General features: G+C 68.2%; 18 protein-coding genes and 1 pseudogene. 14 read left to right on the forward strand and 5 right to left on the reverse strand.

What is annotated here, in order from left to right:
* The first annotated feature begins 1 nt into the window (after position 1).
* The 5 genes from gatA (at position 2) to gatB (ending at position 5,137) form a co-directional block, all read left to right on the forward strand.
* Positions 2–1,513, forward strand: a complete 1,512-nt coding sequence (gene gatA / locus AC0Z36_RS17715) for an Asp-tRNA(Asn)/Glu-tRNA(Gln) amidotransferase subunit GatA (protein WP_485463885.1) — start codon at positions 2–4, stop codon at positions 1,511–1,513.
* Positions 1,514–1,545: 32 nt separating this feature from the next.
* Positions 1,546–1,782, forward strand: coding sequence for a hypothetical protein (locus AC0Z36_RS17720; RefSeq protein WP_485463886.1), 237 nt, complete (start codon positions 1,546–1,548; stop codon positions 1,780–1,782).
* A 75-nt stretch (positions 1,783–1,857) separates the two neighbouring features.
* Positions 1,858–3,195 carry an AAA family ATPase gene (locus AC0Z36_RS17725; protein ID WP_485463887.1) on the forward strand — a complete coding sequence of 446 codons (1,338 nt, stop codon included), beginning with the start codon at positions 1,858–1,860 and terminating at the stop codon, positions 3,193–3,195.
* Positions 3,195–3,644 carry a hypothetical protein gene (locus AC0Z36_RS17730; RefSeq protein ID WP_485463888.1) on the forward strand — a complete coding sequence of 150 codons (450 nt, stop codon included), beginning with the start codon at positions 3,195–3,197 and terminating at the stop codon, positions 3,642–3,644. Before AC0Z36_RS17725 ends, AC0Z36_RS17730 begins: the two co-directional genes overlap by 1 nt.
* Entirely contained in the window at positions 3,641–5,137 is a 1,497-nt protein-coding gene (gatB, locus tag AC0Z36_RS17735; protein WP_485463889.1) for an Asp-tRNA(Asn)/Glu-tRNA(Gln) amidotransferase subunit GatB, read from the forward strand. Before AC0Z36_RS17730 ends, gatB begins: the two co-directional genes overlap by 4 nt.
* 135 nt (positions 5,138–5,272) lie before the next feature.
* Here gatB and AC0Z36_RS17740 read toward each other — a convergent pair.
* Positions 5,273–5,491: pseudogene (locus AC0Z36_RS17740) on the reverse strand (ATP-binding protein); the annotation flags it as partial.
* A gap of 914 nt (positions 5,492–6,405) precedes the next feature.
* Between AC0Z36_RS17740 and AC0Z36_RS17745 the strand changes: the two are divergent.
* From AC0Z36_RS17745 to AC0Z36_RS17780, 8 genes are all read left to right on the forward strand, one after another.
* Positions 6,406–6,807, forward strand: coding sequence for a hypothetical protein (locus tag AC0Z36_RS17745; protein WP_485463890.1), 402 nt, complete (start codon positions 6,406–6,408; stop codon positions 6,805–6,807).
* Positions 6,808–7,010: 203 nt separating this feature from the next.
* Positions 7,011–7,577: an agmatine deiminase family protein gene (locus tag AC0Z36_RS17750; protein ID WP_485463891.1), complete on the forward strand. Its 567-nt coding sequence runs from the start codon at positions 7,011–7,013 to the stop codon at positions 7,575–7,577.
* Positions 7,578–7,750: 173 nt separating this feature from the next.
* Complete coding sequence (locus AC0Z36_RS17755; RefSeq protein ID WP_485463892.1) at positions 7,751–8,764, forward strand: agmatine deiminase family protein; 1,014 nt, start codon at positions 7,751–7,753, stop codon at positions 8,762–8,764.
* A 137-nt stretch (positions 8,765–8,901) separates the two neighbouring features.
* Positions 8,902–10,563: an ABC transporter substrate-binding protein gene (locus tag AC0Z36_RS17760; RefSeq protein WP_485463893.1), complete on the forward strand. Its 1,662-nt coding sequence runs from the start codon at positions 8,902–8,904 to the stop codon at positions 10,561–10,563.
* Positions 10,560–11,522: an ABC transporter permease gene (locus AC0Z36_RS17765; RefSeq protein WP_485463894.1), complete on the forward strand. Its 963-nt coding sequence runs from the start codon at positions 10,560–10,562 to the stop codon at positions 11,520–11,522. The genes AC0Z36_RS17760 and AC0Z36_RS17765 overlap by 4 nt, the downstream gene beginning before the upstream one ends.
* Complete coding sequence (locus AC0Z36_RS17770; protein ID WP_485463895.1) at positions 11,519–12,373, forward strand: ABC transporter permease; 855 nt, start codon at positions 11,519–11,521, stop codon at positions 12,371–12,373. The genes AC0Z36_RS17765 and AC0Z36_RS17770 overlap by 4 nt, the downstream gene beginning before the upstream one ends.
* Complete coding sequence (locus AC0Z36_RS17775; RefSeq protein ID WP_485463896.1) at positions 12,370–13,347, forward strand: ABC transporter ATP-binding protein; 978 nt, start codon at positions 12,370–12,372, stop codon at positions 13,345–13,347. Before AC0Z36_RS17770 ends, AC0Z36_RS17775 begins: the two co-directional genes overlap by 4 nt.
* Positions 13,340–14,185, forward strand: a complete 846-nt coding sequence (locus AC0Z36_RS17780) for an ABC transporter ATP-binding protein (protein WP_485463897.1) — start codon at positions 13,340–13,342, stop codon at positions 14,183–14,185. Before AC0Z36_RS17775 ends, AC0Z36_RS17780 begins: the two co-directional genes overlap by 8 nt.
* Positions 14,186–14,379: 194 nt before the next feature.
* Here AC0Z36_RS17780 and AC0Z36_RS17785 read toward each other — a convergent pair whose 3' ends face one another.
* Entirely contained in the window at positions 14,380–15,408 is a 1,029-nt protein-coding gene (locus tag AC0Z36_RS17785; RefSeq protein WP_485463898.1) for a nitrilase-related carbon-nitrogen hydrolase, read from the reverse strand.
* A 542-nt stretch (positions 15,409–15,950) separates the two neighbouring features.
* On the opposite strand from AC0Z36_RS17785, the gene AC0Z36_RS17790 reads away from it, so the two are divergent.
* Positions 15,951–16,565, forward strand: coding sequence for a TetR/AcrR family transcriptional regulator (locus AC0Z36_RS17790; protein WP_485463899.1), 615 nt, complete (start codon positions 15,951–15,953; stop codon positions 16,563–16,565).
* Positions 16,566–16,730: 165 nt separating this feature from the next.
* Here the strand turns inward: AC0Z36_RS17790 and AC0Z36_RS17795 are convergent, their stop codons facing one another.
* Genes AC0Z36_RS17795 through AC0Z36_RS17805 form a run of 3 tightly spaced genes read right to left on the reverse strand, consistent with a single transcriptional unit; the run spans position 16,731 to position 19,347 of the window.
* Positions 16,731–17,645 (reverse strand): hypothetical protein, encoded by a 915-nt coding sequence (locus tag AC0Z36_RS17795; RefSeq protein ID WP_485463900.1) that lies wholly within the window; start codon positions 17,643–17,645, stop codon positions 16,731–16,733.
* Positions 17,642–18,481, reverse strand: a complete 840-nt coding sequence (locus tag AC0Z36_RS17800) for a hypothetical protein (protein WP_485463901.1) — start codon at positions 18,479–18,481, stop codon at positions 17,642–17,644. The genes AC0Z36_RS17795 and AC0Z36_RS17800 overlap by 4 nt, the downstream gene beginning before the upstream one ends.
* Positions 18,478–19,347 (reverse strand): hypothetical protein, encoded by an 870-nt coding sequence (locus AC0Z36_RS17805; protein WP_485463902.1) that lies wholly within the window; start codon positions 19,345–19,347, stop codon positions 18,478–18,480. Before AC0Z36_RS17805 ends, AC0Z36_RS17800 begins: the two co-directional genes overlap by 4 nt.
* Positions 19,348–19,626: the final 279 nt, after the last annotated feature.

The following is a 19,626-nucleotide window of genomic DNA, read 5'->3' on the forward strand; positions in this document are numbered from 1 at the left end:
CATGACTTCTGCTTCGAATGAAACACAGATCATCCGGATGACCGCAGCGGACACCGCTGCGAAGATCGCCTCAGGTGACGTCTCCGCGGTCGAGGTCGCCCAGGCGCACCTGGACCGCATCGACGCGGTGGACAAGAAGGTCAACGCCTTCCTGCACGTCGACACCGAGGGTGCGCTCGCCACCGCGAAGCGCGTCGACGCCAAGCGCGCTAAGGGGGAGGCGCTCGGCCCGCTGGCCGGTGTCCCGCTCGCGCTCAAGGACGTCTTCACGATGAAGGGCGTCCCCACCACCTGCGGATCGAAGATCCTCGAGGGGTGGAAGCCGCCGTACGACGCGACGCTGACCGCCCGCCTCAAGCAGGCCGACCTCGTCATCCTCGGCAAGACCAACATGGACGAGTTCGCCATGGGGTCGTCCACCGAGAACAGCGCGTACGGCCCGACGGGCAACCCGTGGGACCTCACCCGCATCCCCGGCGGCTCCGGCGGCGGTTCGGCCGCCGCGCTCGCCGCCTACGAGGCGCCCCTGGCGATCGGCACCGACACCGGCGGCTCCATCCGCCAGCCGGCGTCCGTCACCGGCACCGTCGGCGTCAAGCCGACGTACGGCGCGGTCTCCCGCTACGGCCTGATCGCCTTCTCGTCCTCCCTCGACCAGGGCGGCCCCTGCGCCCGTACGGTCCTGGACGCGGCCCTGCTGCACGAGGCCATCGCCGGCTACGACCCGATGGACTCCACGTCCATCAACGCGCCGGTCCCGGCGGTCGTCGAGGCGGCCCGCAACGGCAACGTCCGCGGCCTGCGCATCGGCATCGTCAAGGAGTTCGGCGGCGAGGGCTACCAGGCCGGAGTCATGGAGCGGTTCAACGACTCCGTGGAACTGCTGCGTGGACTCGGCGCGGAGATCGTCGAGGTCTCCTGCCCGAACTTCACGTACGCCCTGCCCGCGTACTACCTCATCGCCCCGTCCGAGGCCTCGTCCAACCTGGCCCGCTTCGACGCGATGCGCTTCGGCCTGCGTGTCGGCGACGACGGCGAGAACTCGGCCGAGCAGGTCATGTCGCTCACCCGCGAGGCCGGTTTCGGCCCCGAGGTCAAGCGCCGCATCATGCTCGGCACGTACGCCCTCTCCTCGGGCTACTACGACGCCTACTACGGCTCTGCGCAGAAGGTCCGCACGCTCATCACGCGCGACTTCGACGCAGCCTTCGGCCAGGTGGACGTGCTCATCTCGCCCACCACACCCACCACGGCGTTCCCGATCGGCGAGCGCGCCGACGACCCGATGGCGATGTACCTCGCGGACCTGTGCACCATCCCGTCGAACCTGTCGGGCAACGCGGCCATGTCGCTGCCCTGCGGTCTCGCACCGGAGGACGGCCTGCCCGTGGGCCTGCAGATCATCGCCCCGGCGATGGCCGACGACCGGCTGTACAAGGTCGGCGCGGCCGTCGAGGCCGGCTTCCTCGACCGGTGGGGCGCACCGCTGCTCGACCAGGCACCGGCCCTCTGACGTTCGTAGAATTCGTTAAAGGAGACAGCGCGATGGCCAAGAAGAAGAAGAAGACGCCCAAGAGCACGGCCGGCAAGTTCCTCGGCCTGGGCATGCAGTTGTTCGGCGCGTACGGCGCGATGAAGCAGATCAAGGAGGCCCGCGGCAAGGGCGACCACCTTGAGCTGGTCGACGCGGTGATCTCCGGCGTCGCGGTGGTCACCGGCTTCGCGCTGCTGATCAGGTCGCTCAAGGAAGAGCAGAACGAGCTGCTGGAGATCGACGCGTAGTGGCTGCGGCCGGGCCGTCCCTGTCTTGTCGACGGGGACGGCCTGCGGGTATCCGTTTCGGAAGGAGGTGCGGTTGTGATCACACGGATTGAGATCGACGGGTACAAGTCGTTCGATGACTTCGCGTTGGACCTGCGTCCGTTTACTGCGGTGATCGGGGCGAACGCGGGCGGTAAATCCAATCTTGTAGACGCAATCCGCTTCTTGGCCGAATTGGGAAACGGAAACCTCTTTGCGGCTGCTGCGTCGGGACGTGGACGGATCAGCTGGCTTTTCCGGCAACACGGTGACGGAAGTCAAGTTGAGCAGATGCGGTTCGCTGCCGAATATCTCGCAGACGCACGTGGATCCGGCGATGTGAACAGCCTGGATCCAGGTCATCCGAGCCGGTGGCGGTACGAGATCGTGGTGGGTCGCAGTGCACGAGGACTGACCATTCTTGAGGAATCGCTGATCCCGATTCCTTCATCCCGAGATTCGTGGTTTGACCTCGTTCAGGCGGACTCTAAGTGGCGTGCGGCCGTTGTCGCTCCATGGACGGGCGAAGAACAGAACGAGGAGGATGCCGGGACGGGCACGCCGGAGCAGCGTTCGGAACCGGTCGTCAAGCACTTCCGCCACGGCGGCTTTCGGCGGATCTCAGAATCTGACGAGCCGTTGCTGGGTGTGGGTTCCTCTGCGAATCAACTTCCTTTCTGCATGACGAAGGTCCTGCAGCTCAACGAAGACGCGCTCCGCCGTCCCTCGGACATCAACAGCTTTGGAATTCTGGGGTCCGACGGTTCGGATCTTCCCGGCTTCCTGGCCTACCTGGCGGACACGGGACGCCGGGTAGGTGACGGGCGTCAGGTCGGTGCAGCCGTGTTCGCCGGAATCCGTGCGGACTTGATACGCCTGGTGGACGGCCTGACTTCGGTCGAGGTGGTCAACGACGAGGAACGTGGTGACCGGTGGATCAGATTCACAGCGCGGGATGAACCACCGTTTCCCGCGGACGTGGCTTCAGGTGGCACTTTGCGGGCGCTCGCCCTTGTAGCGGCACTCCGGGAACCCAAACAGCTCGGATCGCTCATCATCGAAGAACCCGAGAACGGCCTCTACCCGGAGCGCCTGCGGGATCTCCTCGCCATGATGCGTGCCGCCGCAACCGATCCGGCCGAAGACGGGCCGGAAGAACCGCTCCGGCAGATTCTGATCACCAGTCACTCCCCAGTGGTGCTCGATTCCGTACCGCCGCAGGAGATCGTCTTCCTGGACGCCGTATCCCGGGTCAAGGGAAAACACGCTGACCGGGTGACCCGGGCACGCCGAATCCTCGCTCCTGGCGAGCGTCCGGCACCGGGTGAAAGCGGACGCGTGGTGTCGCCGTCCGAGCTGGAACGGTTCCGGGTCGGCCGAAGGTATTCGGACTGATGCGCTCCCTGGTGGGTGCCTTCGTTTGCGAAGGTCCGTCCGACGAGTGGTTCCTCGCTCCGCTCCTGGAACGGGCGGTCCAGGCACTGTGTCTCGACTCATTCGACTCATTCGACTCATTCGACACTGAGTTCGAGGTGACACTTGTCTGCTGGGCCGTGGATTGTCAGCGGCCTAAGGAGACCGAAGCGTGGATGCTTTGTGATCCGAAGGCCTTCGCCCGTCTGAAAACCTGTGATCCCGATTTATTACCGCCTCATGTGAAGCAGGTCGAGCGCCTCCCCGATGCAAAGAAGTCTTTGTCATTGGTCACGGGATGCAACGCTTCGCAAGCATTGTTTGAACGTATCGGCGCCGATATCGACCTGAAGTGTTTGGGCCAGGTTCCTGAATATCAGAACTGGCTTGTCGCCCTGACCCGAGTATTGAAGGAGTTGCACTTCCTGTGAGCATCGATGGTCTGGTGTCCTACGAGGACGCCCTGGAGAAGTACGCCCCCGTCATGGGCCTTGAGGTCCACGTCGAACTGGGCACCAACACCAAGATGTTCTGCGGCTGCGCCACCGAGTTCGGTGCCGCGCCCAACAGTCAGGTCTGCCCGGTCTGTCTGGGCATGCCCGGCGCGCTGCCGGTGGTCAACGAGATCGGCGTCGAGTCGGCCATCCGCATCGGCCTCGCACTGAACTGCGAGATCGCCGAGTGGTGCCGCTTCGCCCGGAAGAACTACTTCTACCCGGACATGCCGAAGAACTTCCAGACCTCGCAGTACGACGAGCCCATCGCCTTCAACGGCTACCTCGACGTCGAGGTCGAGGGTGTGACGTACCGCATCGAGATCGAGCGCGCGCACATGGAGGAGGACACCGGCAAGTCCTCCCACATGGGCGGCGCGACGGGTCGCATCCACGGTGCCGACTACTCGCTGCTCGACTACAACCGCTCCGGCATCCCGCTGATCGAGATCGTCACCAAGATGATCGAGGTCCCCGGGCATCTCGCCGCCGCAGTCGCGAAGGCCTACGTCGCTGAACTCCGCGACCTCATCCGCGCGTTGGGTGTCTCCGAAGCACGCATGGAACTCGGCCAGATGCGCTGCGACGTCAACCTCTCGCTCAAGCCCAAGGGCCAGCAGAAGCCCGGCACGCGGTCTGAGACGAAGAACGTCAACTCCCTGCGCTCGGTCGAACGCGCCGCGCGCTACGAGATCATGCGGCACGCCACCGTCCTCGACGACGGCGGCACGATCCTCCAGGAGACCCGGCACTTCCACGAGACGGACGGCAGCACCAGCGCCGGCCGGATCAAGGAGGAGGCCGAGGACTACCGGTACTTCCCGGAGCCCGACCTGGTCCCCATCGCGCCGTCCCGCGAGTACGTCGAAGAGCTGCGCGCCACGCTCCCGGAGCTCCCGAAGCTGCGCCGGGCCCGCCTGATGGCGGACTGGAGCATCAGCACGTTCGACATGCAGTCGATCGTCAACGCCGGTGCGCTGGACTCGATCATCGCGACGATCGACGAGGGCGCCGACTCCGAAGCCGCCCGCAAGTGGTGGCTCGGCGAGCTGGCCCGCAACGCGAACGAGAAGGATGTGGAAATCTCCGAACTCCCCATCACTCCGGCGCAGGTGGCGCGGGTCGCGGCGATGGTCAAGTCCAAGGAGCTGAACGACAAGCTGGCCCGCCAGGTCATCGACGGCGTGCTCGCCGGCGAGGGCTCGCCGGACGAGGTCGTCGAGAAGCGCGGCCTGAAGGTCGTCTCCGACGACGGCCCGCTGCTCGTCGCGATCGAGGAGGCGATGGCTTCCCAGCCGGCCGCCGTCGAGAAGATCAAGGCCGGCAACCTCGGCCCGGTCGGCGCGCTGATCGGCCAGGTCATGAAGGCGACCCGCGGCCAGGCGGACGCGGCGCGGGTGCGTGAGCTGATCCTCGAACGGCTTGCCTGAGAGGACCGTGGGCTCAGCCTCGAACGGCTTGCCTGAGAGGACCGTGGGCTCAGCCTCGAACGGCTTGCCTGAGAGGACCGTGGGCTCAGCTTGGAGAAGCTGGGCGCCTGGGCCCTGCGGTCCAGGCAGAAGACGAGTGCCCTGGTGCGGATTGGAGAACAGCAGGGCCCGGCGGAACCTGCGGTCGTCCCGGACGGCGAGTTCCTCAGACAGCACCAGGTCGAGCAAATCCAGATAGCCGAGCTTGCCCTCCTCGGCCCGGTGGGCGAACTCGCCCGGCCCCCCCCCGGCCAGGTGGGGCAGCCCGCGCCTGGTGGCCGTGGTGCGGATCCGGTCGCCGATCAGCTCACTCAACGTGGGTCCTCAGCTTTCAGGGCGGGCGGTGAAGGGACGGGTTCGGGTGAGTTCGTCATAGACCGACAACGGGCGCCGGCCCACTGCGACCCGGGCGGCTGCCACCCGGTTGAGCACGGCTTTGCGAGGCCCGGCCTCCGGTCCGAGAGGTTCCTGGTGACGGGGCGGGGTGAACTTCCTCGCCGCCGGTGGTGGTCCGTCGGCCTCTGCCGTCGGGCGACCCGCTCCAGTGACGCTCGTCGACGACGCGGGCACCGCGTCCCACCGTCCGGGGGTGGCCGGGGCTTCGACGAGCTCAGCGATGCCAACGAAACGAGTCTTCATCCGGTCATGATCACGCATGCCCGACCCGAAGCGTCCGGGCAGTGATCTGCGTCACCTCGACGGTCCCGGCGCATCACCACACTCGGCATGTCGACCGTCCGGCCGCCCGACCTTCGACTGGAGCGCCCATGACCGACCCGACCGCCGGTATCACCGCGGCCCGGTAGGCCCACGGCCTTGCGCGCTGTCAGAAGGTGACCGTTGCGCTCTCCCAGGCGGTTGCCGCAGGGGAGGAGATCGGCATGTCCGCCATCGCCCGGCGGACCGACGTCGACCGGACCCTCTTCTACCGACACCGGGATCTGCACGCCGCTGTATTGGCGCGAGCAGCTGACACGCCTCAACGCACCCGGCCAGCAGTCTGGAGAACGGTGAGCAACACCTGTTGCCGTCACCTTCTCGGCTATGACCTGCGCAAACAATGCCCAACGGAGTTCGTACCCCCGGAGCATTCCAGGTATTTGAAGTTCCGCCGGATTCGCGCGGACCGTTTTTGGCCACCGCCGACGGGCCGTGTCCGGGGAGCCGCGCATCCGGACGCAGACAGACACCCGGAGACGTAACGTGCCGTCAGCCGAGCTGCGGGGGACATGACATGTCCGACACGCAAGGGGTCGCGCACACCGCACCGACCGCGACACCGCCCGAAGTACGGCCGGACGGTTCCGGCAGTCCGGCAGCGGCCCGGCCGTGCGTACGTCTCCTTCGGGATCGAAGGGTACGGCAGTTGGCGGGTCGACGTCTGTGACGAAGCGGGGCACGAGGTCGCGCAGGCGGGCTACGACGCTGAGGTGTTCCCGGTCGACCTGGCGTATTTTCCGGTCAGCGAGTCGGCGGCCGTGGTCGGCCTGCGGCAGGCGTTGCGCGATGCCTTCCCGACGGCCGAAGTCGTCTGGCTGCCCGGGGTGACGCACACCCTGCCCCGCCGCCCACAAGCCCCGTGTCACCCACCACCACACCCACCCGAATTTCCGGCGAACGTTCCATACTAAATATCTTGACTGAGTCTTCAGTCAATGTCACGCTGAGGGAAACACCCCGCGCCGAATCACCTCCCTGCGTCGACCACACAGCGGGTGGTGACCGCCGACCACCCGGGGGACCCCATCGTCCGATCGTTCGGACCCGGATCCCCGCAGCCCCTCGTCCAGTGTCGCGGTCACGGCAAAGCGACGCCCGATCCGGAGAGTCAGACATGCGCGACACATTCGGCGACGCGACTCCGCACCCCTCCGACCCCGCAACCCCTGGGCCGGCTCGCCGAACTGTCCTGGGGGCGGGCGTCCTTGGCGTCGCAGCCCTGGGCTCACAGCTCGCCGCCGCACCGTCGGCCGTTGCGGGCACCTCCGCCCTCGCCGCCGGCAGCTTCCGGGTCCCGGCTGACGACGTCCCGCACCTTCGGACCTGGATGGCCTGGCCGGCCAGCGAGCCCATCTGGGGATCGGACCTGCGCGGCGTACAGGACGACGTCGCGCTGATCGCCCGGACCGTCGCCCGCTTCGAGCCGGTCGTGATGTGCGCGCCGGACGCGATCCCGGCGGCCACCGCGCGGACCCGATGCGGCTCGACGGTGACAGTGATCGACTCGATCCCGGTCAACGACCTGTGGACCCGCGACACCGCCGCGGTGCTGGCAGCCCACGGCGCGCAGGGCCTCGCCGGTGCCTTTCCCGGCCGCACGGTCGTCCAGCTCGACATCGACCGCATCGCGGTCGGCGGTGGCGGAATCCACTGCTCGACGATGCAGGAACCGCGCCTCTAGTGCCGTGGCCGGGACCGCTGGCCCGTTCCCGGCCACGGCACGAGCCGCCCACCCGCCGGGCCCCGAACGGTCGGGGCCCGGCCCGGCGGGGCATACCCGAACCACCCTCCCCGTACGACCCGTCACATCGTCGCGTCGTCACCTCAGAGTCACCATCATGAAGAGAGAGCACCATGAGTTTCCGGATGCCGGCCGAGTGGACCACGCACGAAGGCTGCTTGATGGCCTGGCCGACCCGACCCGACTTGTGGGACGCCGTCTTCGAAGAGGCCAAGCGTGAGTACGCGGGCGTGGCCCGAGCCATCTCCGAGTTCGAGCCGGTGACCATGGTAGCCAACCCGGGCCAGGGCGACGAGGCCCGCGCGCTGTGCGGGGACGGTGTCGGGGTGGTCGAACTGCCCATCGACGACGCCTGGTTCCGCGACTCGGGACCGATCTTCGTCCTTGACGAGGACGGCAACCGCGCCGGTGTGGACTTCCGCTTCAACGCGTGGGGCGGCAAACACCACCCCTACGACGCCGACGACCGGATCAGCGCGCTGCTCCTGGAACGTTCCGGCGACCGGCGGATCGCCTCCGAGATGGTCCTCGAAGGCGGCGCGATCACCGTCGACGGCGAGGGCACGCTGATCACCACCGAGCAGTGCCTGCTGCACCCCAACCGCAACCCGGGCCTGACCCGCGAACAGATCGAGGCCGAGCTCAAGGCCAAGCTCGGCGTCACCAAGGTGATCTGGCTGCCGTACGGCGGTCTGGAGGACATCGAAACCGACGGCCACGTCGACGGCGTCTGCGCGTTCGCCGCGCCGGGCAAGGTCGTCATCCAACTGCCCGGCGACCCCGAGCACCCGGACTACGCCCGCGCCCGCGCGAACCGGGCCGTCCTGGAGGCCACGACCGACGCACGCGGTCGCACCCTGGAGATCGTCGAGCTCCCGCAGACCGTGACCGTCGAACTCGACGGCGAGGAGGTCGAGGTCGGCTACCTCAACTACTACATCGCCAATGGTGGCGTGGTCGTCCCGGTCGCCGACCTGCCGCAGGACGCCGCCGCGTTGGAGTTGATCGCCTCGGCGTACCCCGACCGCAAGGTGGTAGGCGTCCGCGCCCGCGTGATCGCGTACGGCGGCGGCGGCGTGCACTGCATCACCCAGCAGATTCCGCAGGTCCCGGCCGCCGGTTCCTGACCGGATCCGCATCGCCCCCACGGCGCCGACCGCACCGGCGCCGTGGGGTTCACGGGTCCGTGCCCCGGCCGGCAACCGCCCGCGACACCGGGCCCGTCCGGTGCCCTCACCCCACCGTGACCAGAAAGGAACCGCTGATGCCCACCGCCGCACCCCGCGCCCTCCGCGCCGCCCGGCCGCTGCGCAGGATCGCCGCGCCCGCGGCCGTCCTCGCGGCGCTCACACTGGTCGCCGCCTGCTCGGGGCCGCCCCGGCTCGACGCCGCGAGCCGGGCGGGCGACTACCAGTTGTCGGCGAACACCCCGCCCGCCAAGGCCGGGATCGATTCGTTCACGTGGTCGCTGTACGCCGAACCGTTGACGCTGGACTACATCTCCGCGTTCGACTATCCGCAGAACACGGTGTTGGCCAACGTCTGCGAAAGCCTGATGCGGTGGACCCCGCAACTGACGAAGGAACCGGGCCTGGCTGAGCGCGAGAGCAATCCCGACCCGACCACGTGGGTCTACGACCTGCGGCCGGGCGTACGTTTCCACGACGGCAACGTGATGACGGCCGAAGACGTCGTCTTCAGCCTGACCCGCCAGCTGGACCCCGAACTGGCGTCCTCGTGGGAGAGTGCGTTCCGGCACGTCGACTCGGTGACCGCGACCGGACCGCTCCAGGTCACCGTCAAGCTCAAGCAGCCTGACGCCCAGTTCCCGCAGTACATGGCCACGGCCGCGGGCGTCGTGGTCAGCGCCAAGACGGTCGAGGCGGCCGGTGACAGCTACGGGGTCACCGGAAACCTGGGCTGCACCGGGCCGTTCGAGCTTGGCAAGTGGGACAAGGGCCAGTACCTGCAACTCGATCGCTTCGACGACTACTGGGGCACCAAGGCCAAGGCGAAGCACGTGAAGTTCCTTTTCCTCGTCGACTCCTCCGCGCGCACCAACGCGATGTTGCGCGGCGAGGTCGACGGCAGCTTCCTGGTCCCGACCGAGAGCTACCGGCGGCTGCGCGACAGCGGCGTTGGGAAGCTGTACTTCGGCGAGGGCCTGAGCACCGTCAACGTGAACGTGACCAACATGAAGGGCACGCTCGGCGACGTGCGGGTGCGCCGCGCGCTGTCCATGGCGCTGGACCGACCGGGCTTCGTGAACACGGCCCTTGCCGGCAGCGGCACGGCCACCAACTCGCTGACCCCGCGCGCCGCGTGGGATGCCGCGCCCGAGGCCGTGCGCAAGGCCGCGCTCGACGACCTCGGGCCCGGTACGCAGAACCTGGAGGAGGCGAAGCGACTGATCCGCGAGGCCGGGGCCGAGGGTGCCACGGTCACCGTCGCCACCAGCCCAGTCGGCCTCGACGTCGCCCTCCTGGCCAGTGCGGTCCAGGCCGCCGGGTCGAGGATCGGGTTGAACGTCAAGCTCAAGACGATCGCCCCGGACGCCTTCTCTGCATTGTTCACCGACCCGTCCGCGCGTGCGGGGATCGACATGTTCCCAGAGACCTTCTACCTGTCCATGAAGGACCCCTTCGACCTGCTGGCCGATTTCGAGACCGGCGAATACCAGAACTTCGCGGAATACAGCGACCCCGAATACGACGAACTGGTCAGCCGTGCCACCACCACCTACGACCCGGCTGAGCGCTTCGCCATCGTGGCGCAACTCCAACGCAAGGCAACCGATGACGTGTTGTGGATGCCGGTCGCGGAGTGGCCGAGCACGGTGTTCCTGAACAAGCGCATCACCGGGGCACCGACCAGCATCGCGTACATGTACTACCCGTGGGCCGCCGATGTGGGAGCGGCACAGTGAACTTCGCGAGATTCGCCCTCCACCGGCTGGTCGAGATGGCACTGACCCTGTTCGCCGCGTCGTTTTTGGTGTTCGGCGCGATGTACCTGGCGCCCGGCAACCCGGCGAGCTTCCTGCTCTCGGGCCGCTCCGCCTCACCGGCCGCGCTGGAGGCCATCAACCACCACTACCACCTCGACGACCCCTTCTTCGAGCAGTACACCCGCTGGCTCGGCCAGATCCTGCACGGCGACTTCGGGCGCTCGGTGCAATACCGGGTCGAAGTCTCCGAGTTGCTGTGCAACCGGCTCCCCATCACGCTGCTCCTGGTGCTGATGGCCCTGGTCCTGGTGATCTTCTTCGGACTGCTGCTCGGCTGGATCGGCGCGGTGCGCGGCGGCGCGGTCGACTCGACCCTCCTGGTCGGCACCACCTTCGCCGTCGGCACGCCGTCCTTCGTCGCGGCGATCCTGCTCCAGGGGCTGTTCTCGGTGAAGTTGGGGTGGTTCCCCAGCAGCGGGAGCGGCAGCGGCGAGGGCCTCGGGCAGATGGTGTGGCACCTGACGCTGCCCGCCGTCGCGCTCGCCCTGTACCTGGTGGGCATGCTCGCCCGGGTCACCCGCAGCGCGATGTTGGAGGCCCTCGACGGCGAACACGTCGTCGTGGCACGTAGTCGCGGCCTGTCCGAACAAGCCGTCATCCGCAGGCACGTCTTCCGCAACGCGCTCGGCATCGTACTGACCACCGGCGGCTTGATCGTCTCCACGCTGCTGGTGTGCACCGTCCTGGTGGAGTCCGCGTTCAGCGTCGGCGGCATCGGCCAGCTCCTCGAACTGGCCGGAACTACCAAGGACTTCCCTGTCGTTCAGGCGATATCCCTCATCATCATCGGCCTGTTCATGACCGTGAACCTCATCGTCGACCTGATCCTGCCGCTGGTCGACCCCCGGATCACCCTCGGAACGAGGGCGACCGTATGACCATGACCATCGTGCGCCGACCAGGCCTGGCCCGGATCCGCGCCGTCCGCGCCCCGCTCTACCTGATCAGCCTCGGCTTCGTCGGTGTGATCCTCGTCCTGGCGGTGCTCGCGCCGTGGATCGCACCGTACGACGTCAACGAGATCGACCTGGGCAACGCCCTCGCCGGGCCCTCCGGGGACCACTTCCTGGGCGTCGACTCCGCCGGACGCGACACGTTCTCCCGCCTGATCGTCGGGGCCCGCGCCTCGCTCCTGGGACCGCTCGGCGTCGTCGTCTTCTCCACTCTCGCGGGCGTCGCCGTCGGCGTCACCGCCGCGTGGCGCGGCGGGTGGCTCGACTCACTGCTCTCCCGAAGCGCCGAACTCGCCCTCGCCTTCCCCGGCTTGCTGCTGGCCATCCTGTTCGTCGCGGTCGCCGGCGAGGGTCTGATGCCGCCGGTGGTCGCGCTGTCGATCGCGTACTTCCCCTATGCCAGCCGGTTGACCCGCTCGCTGGTGATGGCCGAACGCAAGCGGCCGTACGTCTCCGCCTACCAGGTGCAGGGCCATTCCGGATTCCAGGTCTGCGTACGGCACGTAATCCCCAACATCGCGCCGGTCGTGCTGGCCCAGTCCACCGTGAACTTCGGTTACGCGCTGATCGACCTGGCCGGGTTGTCCTTCCTGGGCATGGGCGTCCCCGCCCTTACCCCGGACTGGGGCCGAATGGTCTTCGACGGCAAGTCCGCGATCATGAGTGGCTATCCGCTCTCCGCGATCCTCCCGTGCGTCGCAATCATGCTGACCGTCGTCGCCGTCAACGTCATCGGCGAACGTTGGGCCGACCGAGTCGCCAGGAGGGACCGATGAACATCCTCGAAATCGAGGCGCTGCGGCTGAGCCTGCCCGGCACCGCGCGCCCTGTCCTGGACGGCGTCGACCTGACCGTCGGCCGCCGCGAGACCGTCGCACTGGTCGGCGAGTCCGGCTCCGGCAAGACGCTGACCTCGCGCACCGTGCTCGGACTGCTGCCGCGCGGCGCCCTCACCGAGGGCGCGGTGCGCGTGGGCGGCGAGGACGTGCTGACCATGACCTCGCGTCAGGTACGCGAACTGCGAACCCGCACCGCCGCGATGATCTTCCAGGACCCGCGCGCGGCAATCAACCCGCTGCGCCGGATCGGCGACTTCCTTACCGAGAGCGTGCGCTTGAACAAGGTCCTGAACCGCGCCGACGCCGACGCACGCGCGGTCGAACTCCTGGAGGCGGTCGGCCTCACCGGCGCGACGCTACGTCTGTACCCGGGGCAGCTCTCCGGCGGCATGCTCCAGCGGGTGATGATCGCGGCGTCTCTGATGGGCGGCCCCGCGCTGCTGCTCGCGGACGAGCCGACCACTGCGCTCGACGTAACCACGCAGGCCGAGGTGGTCGCGCTGCTCGCAGATCTGCGCGAACGCTTCGACACCGGGATGTTGTTCGTCACCCACGACCTCGGCTTGGCGGCGGCGATCAGCGACCGTGTGTACGTGATGTACGCCGGTCGGATCGTCGAGACCGGTCCGGCCGAGGCCCTGTTCGCCCGACCACGCCACCCCTATACCGCCGCCCTGCTCGGTTCGATGCCGAGTCTGGACGCACCGCTGGGCAGATTGGCCGCGATCGAGGGCCAACCGCCGGACACGCGCGTGGAACTGACGGGTTGTCCGTTCGCGCCCAGGTGCGCGTTCGCCACCGACATTTGCACCGAGCAGCGCCCGCCGCAGCTGCCGGTCCGCGACGAGCCGACCCACCTGACCGCGTGCCAGCACAGCGACCGGCTCGAAGGAACAACCGTCGATGCCTGAGAATCTGCTCGAAGTCAGCGGTCTGTGTCGCTCGTTCGCGGCCGTGCGCGCGGTGGACGACGTCTCGTTCACGCTGCCGCCGGGCGGCTCGCTCGGCATCGTCGGCGAGTCCGGCTCCGGCAAGACCACCACCGCCCGGATCATCGTGGGCCTGGAGCGCGCCGACTGCGGGAGCGTGCGGGTGCGTGGCCGCGACCAGAACGACCGTGCGCGCGGTCGCGCCGGGCGGCTGACGCAGGCCCGCGAGATCCAGATGGTCTTCCAGGACCCCTACCTGTCGCTCGATCCGCGCACGAGTGTCGAGGCGGTGCTGCGCGAGACGCTGCGCCTGCACTTCCCCGACATCGACCATTCCAAGCGTATCGGCGAACTCCTCGACCAGGTCGGTCTCGCCGGGCGTGCCGCCGAGGCGCTGCCGAGGCAGCTGTCCGGGGGGCAGCGCCAACGGGTGGCGATCGCCCGCGCGTTGGCGGTCGAACCGTCGGTGCTCGTGCTCGACGAGGCGGTCGCCGCGCTGGACGTGTCGGTACAGGCGCAGATCCTCAACCTGCTGGCCGACATTCGTGAGAGCACCGGGATCGCATATCTGTTCATCACGCACGACCTGGCCGTGGTGCGCTGTGTCACCGACGACGTCATCGTGATGCGGGCCGGGCGGGTGGTGGAATCCGGGGGGACGGCCGAGGTGCTGGGCAATCCGGAACACGCCTACACCAAGCTGCTGTTGGCGTCGGTGCCCCGGCCGGGCTGGGATCCGCGCGGGATCGGCGACGCACGGCGGGCGTTGGTGGCGGCGGACCGTGAACCGTCTCCGTCGTTGCCTGTAACGGTGTCCTGAGGAACATCGTGCCGAGGGCGTGGGAGTGGTCGACGACGACTGCCCCCACGCTCTCGGCCGTTCGCGTTCCGGCTCGCGGGACGGGAGTGTGCGCGCACGCGGAAGGGGCGGGCCCGAAGGCCCGCCCCTGGCAGCGCGCGTCCGGTCAGCCGTCGCGATCGTTCGGTTCAGTGCGATGGTTCGGTTCGATGCGGTCAGCGTGCGGCGGGCAGCGGCCGCACCAGCGGCCCCGCTCCGTAGAGTTCCGGGCGACGGGTGCTCATCAGCCCGAACTGGAGCCAGTCGCGCCGCTGGTCCAGGTCGAGGTCGGCGACCAGGACGGCGGGCCTGTCACGTGGGGCGCGCACGAGCACCCTGCCGTACGGGTCGGAGATGAATGACGAGCCGTAGAAGGTCATGTCGCCCTCCTCGTCGACGCGGTTCGGGACGACCATGAACAGCGCGCCGGTGATGCCGTTGGCGGTGATCACATGCTCCCAGATGGGCTGCGAGTCGAAGTCGGGGAGGCCGACCTCGGAGCCGATCGCGGTGGGGAAGACGAGTATATCGGCGCCCTCGACCGAGTAGGTCCGGGACAGTTCGGGGAACCACTCGTCCCAGCAGGTGGGGAAGCCGAAGCCGACACCCTCGATGGTGGCCACCGGGGTCCCGGTGTCGCCGGGGCGGAAGCACAGGTCTTCGCGGTAACCCTCGAACGCCGGGATGTGCAGCTTGCGGGTCCGCGCGACCTGCCCGCCGTCGGGCGCGGCGCAGATCGCGGTGTTCCAGCCGAGACCGTCGGCGGTCGGCTCGGCGGACCGCTCGTACAGCGAAGCGTGCACGAAGACGTCGTGCTCGGCGGCGAGTTCGCGGGCGAGCGTCGCGGTGGGGCCGTCCGCAGGGTCCTCCTGCCAACGCCCCGAAGCGGCCACCAGCTTGTCGTCGGCGGCGAAGTACGGGCTGAGGGTCAGCTCCGGCAGGCAGACCACTCGCGCGCCCTGCACGGCGGCGAGTCGTACCCCGGCGCGCAGCGCGGCCAGGTGCTCGTCCGGGTCCTTGTGCCACCGCATCTGCACGAGCGCGACCCGCAACGACCCGCGCGCCGAGGGCTCGGAGCGCAGCGGCGACCCGAGCGACGCGCCGAGGGAAGTGATCAGTTCATACTGCTCGGCACGTTCGGACCGCCCGGCGCCTGCGTACTGCTCGGCACCATGGACGTCGGGTGCCTTCGACACGTTCTCCACGACGTTCTCCTCTTCTGCGACGAGTGTCGCGGTTGGCCCACATTCTCATCTTGACTGAACATTCAGTCAAGATGGCGACGATCGCGCTCGGTGGTGCCATTCGGTGTCCCGGATACGCACGCGCCGTCCGCGAACAGCGCGCCCACCGGGATCAGTAGAACGACGCGGGCACATCCGGGCGTCAGTGCCGGCGCCCTTCGCCCCCGTCCTGTACCGCTCGAAAGGTCATCGTTGCAACCGTGGTCGCAGCGCGTTCGTCGAGTTCGGCTGCGCAGCGCAGGCCGCGGGCGCGGTACGGGTGCGACTCGCCCCGCGCCGTTGGGCGGCCTTGCGGGTGTGGGCGCACTGGACGTCGTCCATGGTGTCGATCGCGCGGTGCCAGGTGGCTCACGCCTGTTCGATGCCGCCCTGTAGACAAGGGCGTCACGGTGAATTTCCCTGAGGCGTGCATGGCGTGGAGCGTCACGACGGGGTCCGACATCGCTGGCGGGGCGAGGCGGATGGTGTCCGTGGTGTGGGACCTGCCACTAGGGTGTCCGTCTGTGTCCGACCGTCGCACCACAATCATGGAAGCCGCCGCGCGTCTTGTCGCCCGACGGGGGGTTCGCGGGCTCCGCGTCGAGGAGTTGGCAGCCGAGGCCGGGGTGTCGACGGGGCTCATCTACTACCACTTCAAGGATCGAACCGGCGTGTTGCGGGCGACCCTGGGGTTCATCAACGACCGGGCTGATCGCTACACCACCGAGCGGGACGCGGGTGCAGCCCCGCTGGATCCCCGGGCGGAGTTGGAGCAAAGTCTGCTATTGGAGCTCCAAGATATTCCGATGGTACGGGAGAACAGCACCGCGTGGGGGGAACTACGCGCGAGCGCGGTCTTCGACGAGTCGTTGCGCGAGGACCTGGCCATGGCAAACCAGAAGTGGGCGCAGGAAGTGTCCGAGCTGATCGCCGATGTGGTGCCGGGTACGCCGTCGGCGGCGGCGTTGGGCGCGGCGGAGCGACTGACGGCGTTGCTGGAGGGCCTCAGCGGGCGTTGGCTCGGCGGGACATATTCGGTTGAGCGGGCGCGCGAGTTGTTGGTCGGGGGGATCGCGTCCGAGGTGGATCGGCTCCGGGTGCGATCGAGTCCGGGTGCGATCGGGTCCGACCGGGCTTAGGGCCGACCCGGTCGAGGGACCTGTAATCACGCGGTACAGGCCGACATCAGCCGGACTGAAGGGCGGCGTGACCAGGGAGGACGCGGCATCGGGTGTCATTCCTCGGCACCATCGGGGCTCGCACGCTGAGGGTTTTCAAATCCGTACCAGGGCACTTCTTGGTGTTCAGGAGAGCAACTGGGCCTGGAGCGCGACTGTCTGCTCGAACGGCGCGAGTGGCACCTTCGGTGGCGCCTGCACCACGATCGTCGCCACTGTGTCCCCGAACCGGAGGTAGCATCCCCGGGCGACCAGGCCCTGCGGGTCCGGGTTGGTACCGGAGAACAGCTTCGGGTCGTCCATTTTCAGATTCCCGACAAGGTCCGTGAACCGGTCGGATGCGTACTCGTCGGCGTCCGCCAGCGCGGCGGGTCTGCGCATCGCGGCTTTGGTCCCCAGCCTGGTCAACGGAGTGCTGGTGTAACCGTCCATGGCGCCGTTGACGTAGCCGGTGGCCAGCGCGCTGCTGTCGAACTGCAACAGGTAGATCTCCGTACGGGCGCCGTCGCGGGTCCGCCACGCCTGTGCGGCGATGTGCCGGACGCCTGTGTCGGCGAGGAGACCGGCCTCCTTCTGCGGATGCAGGAAGACCTTCGTGTAGGTCTCGGTCGGCAGCCAGCCGCCGGTTCCGGGGAACGCCGGGTCCGGTACGGCTCCGGCCGGCGCAGGCAGCAGGAGCGCGCGCAGATCGACTGAGTGGCCGGTGAGGTAGCGGTAGCGCTCGCTCTCCGTACCGTAGTCCGGCGGCAGCGAACCGTACGGCAACGGTGGTTTGGCGAGGGCGGGGAAGGCGTAGCGCCCGTCGTCCGGGGTGCCGAGTCCGGGCATCTTGTTCCGTGCCGGGAGCGTGGTCGCGTACGCGGTCGCCCCCGTCACCGCGGCACACACAAGCAGTGCGGAGGTCCAGCGCAGTGCGGTGCGGCGGCGGGCCCGGCGGTCGACCGGTGCCAGCGGCACCAGCGGGGCCTGCGGCACGGGAATGTCGTCGGCATCGAGCAGGACGACCTCGGTGAGGTCCTCGGGATCAGTGGTCTGGTTCATGCGTGCGCCCCGTCCTTGACCGAGAGCCGTGCCAGTTGGCCGGCGAAGAGTTCGACGACCACTGATTCGGTGATCGGGGCGGCGCCCATGGCATCCACTCGGACATGGATGTCGCCGATTGAGGCCACGCACGACATGTCGTCCAATCCCGACTTGTCCTCGTCGGGGAAGCGGTAACAAGCAGCTCCCGGGTAGGGCTTCAGCGGGGTCTCGCCGGCCGACGACAGTTTCATGTTCTTGAACGCACCGTTCAGGTGTTCCACAGCCGTTGCGGCGGCTTCCGGCTCCATCCGCATCAGCACGGTCTCCATTTCCACCGTGCCGGTGAGGCTGCGGTAGGTGCGGATCGCGCCGTCGCTGAGGCCGACGTAGGTGAAGGCCTTCCGCAGGTCGGGCGGTGTCTCCTTCAATCCTGCGGCTTTGGCCGCCAATCGCAGTGCGTGGTTGCTCTCGTCGACCAGTTGGTCCTTCGTCAGTTCAGCGTCGTTGCCGTGGAGTTGGTCATCTTCCCCGGCGGTCAGGGACGCGCTGCGGGGAACAAGCAGATCGCGCAGGTTGCCGGAGTGTGTCCCGTCAAGCCGCAGGCCGAATGGGCCTGGGGCCTTGGGTGCGGGCGAGAACGAAGGTACGGGCCGGGGCGTGTTCGCGGCCACTGGGCCGTCGCTGTGCCGGGACCGGTACTGGCCGGCCGCGGTGCCCGCCGCGCCCAGGATGAGGGCGGTGGCGACAGCGGCGGCGAGCCACTGCCACTTCGCCGACTTCTCCCGGCGCGGGGCGGAATCTCCAGTCGGGGGAAGCGCTGCGGGTTCGGCCGCGGCGGATTTCTCGACGGTCACAGCCGACCTGCCTGACGGGTGCTCAAGTCCAGAGCTTTCTGGAAATCGATCGGTTTGTCGCTGTTGAACCAGATCACTAGCGTCGCGTCGGCACGCCAAGCGATGGCAAGGGCGACGTACCCGGGGGTTTTGTCGTTCTTCGAGGAGAGGACGGGGTTTTCCCACACCGTCAACTGTCCCGAGCCTGTTCCCGGGATGGGTTTGACCGAGTTCGGCGAGTCGAATTTCACCGTGAGGTCGTTCCGGTGCCGCGCGGAGGCCCCACTGCCACCAGAGATGAACTGGATGAGTCTGATGTCCACAGAGACACCTGCGTCGTTCCAGGCGCGTTCCGCACCGCGCCGGAACCCGTCGCGTTGGAGGAACTTGAGAGCCTCGGCCGGTTTCTCGTAGTTGAAAGCCGTCTCCTCAAGGCTTGACCAGCCTTCGACATCCGGCGGGATGTCCCAGTCCGTCGCCCCCTCTGGCTTGGGCAGCAGCATTTCCCGCAGGTCGCCGTCCCGGCGCACTTTCGCGTCTTCGGCGGCAGTGAGCGCCAGCTGTTTCGCCGCCGGGTCCGCCACCGGATACTCCGGCGGCGCAGCCATCAGCGGCGGTGCGGGCACCTCCGCCCGAACCACCTGGACCCGGTAGCCGATCCCCGCTCCGGCCGCGACGCCGATCAGGACCGCCCACACCAGCAGCGGCCCGGTGAACACCCGGCGCCGCTTGGCTGCGGGTTCGACAACAAGAAGTGGATTTTCGGGCATACCGGACTGATCCGGTACGTCATCGCCCGCTGACTCAGGCATGCGTACTCCGCGGAGGAAGAAAGGCAGAAAGGCGCGTGACGGAATCGCGACCGGGAACCCCATCCCGTGCGCCACGCGCTTGAGCCTGTGCATTTTCGGCGACCCGAACCCCCTGCGAACAGGGGTTCGCCAGGTGACCCGGCGCACAGCGATCTTGGTTCTGGAGCTGTCTGGAGCTGTCCGGAGCTGCCGGGGGAACGTTGACGGTCAGTCAGGTTGTGTCCGGGACCACATGCCTAGGCATCTCCGGGGGCGACTTAGGCCCGTCCTAGGCAGCCGGGCCCGCGGAGATAGGGCACCTGCCCCATGCCACACGCCCCACTGGGCCGCGAAGCTTCAGTCATCAGCCGGAGA

This window comes from Kitasatospora sp. UYEF31 (assembly GCF_057291755.1).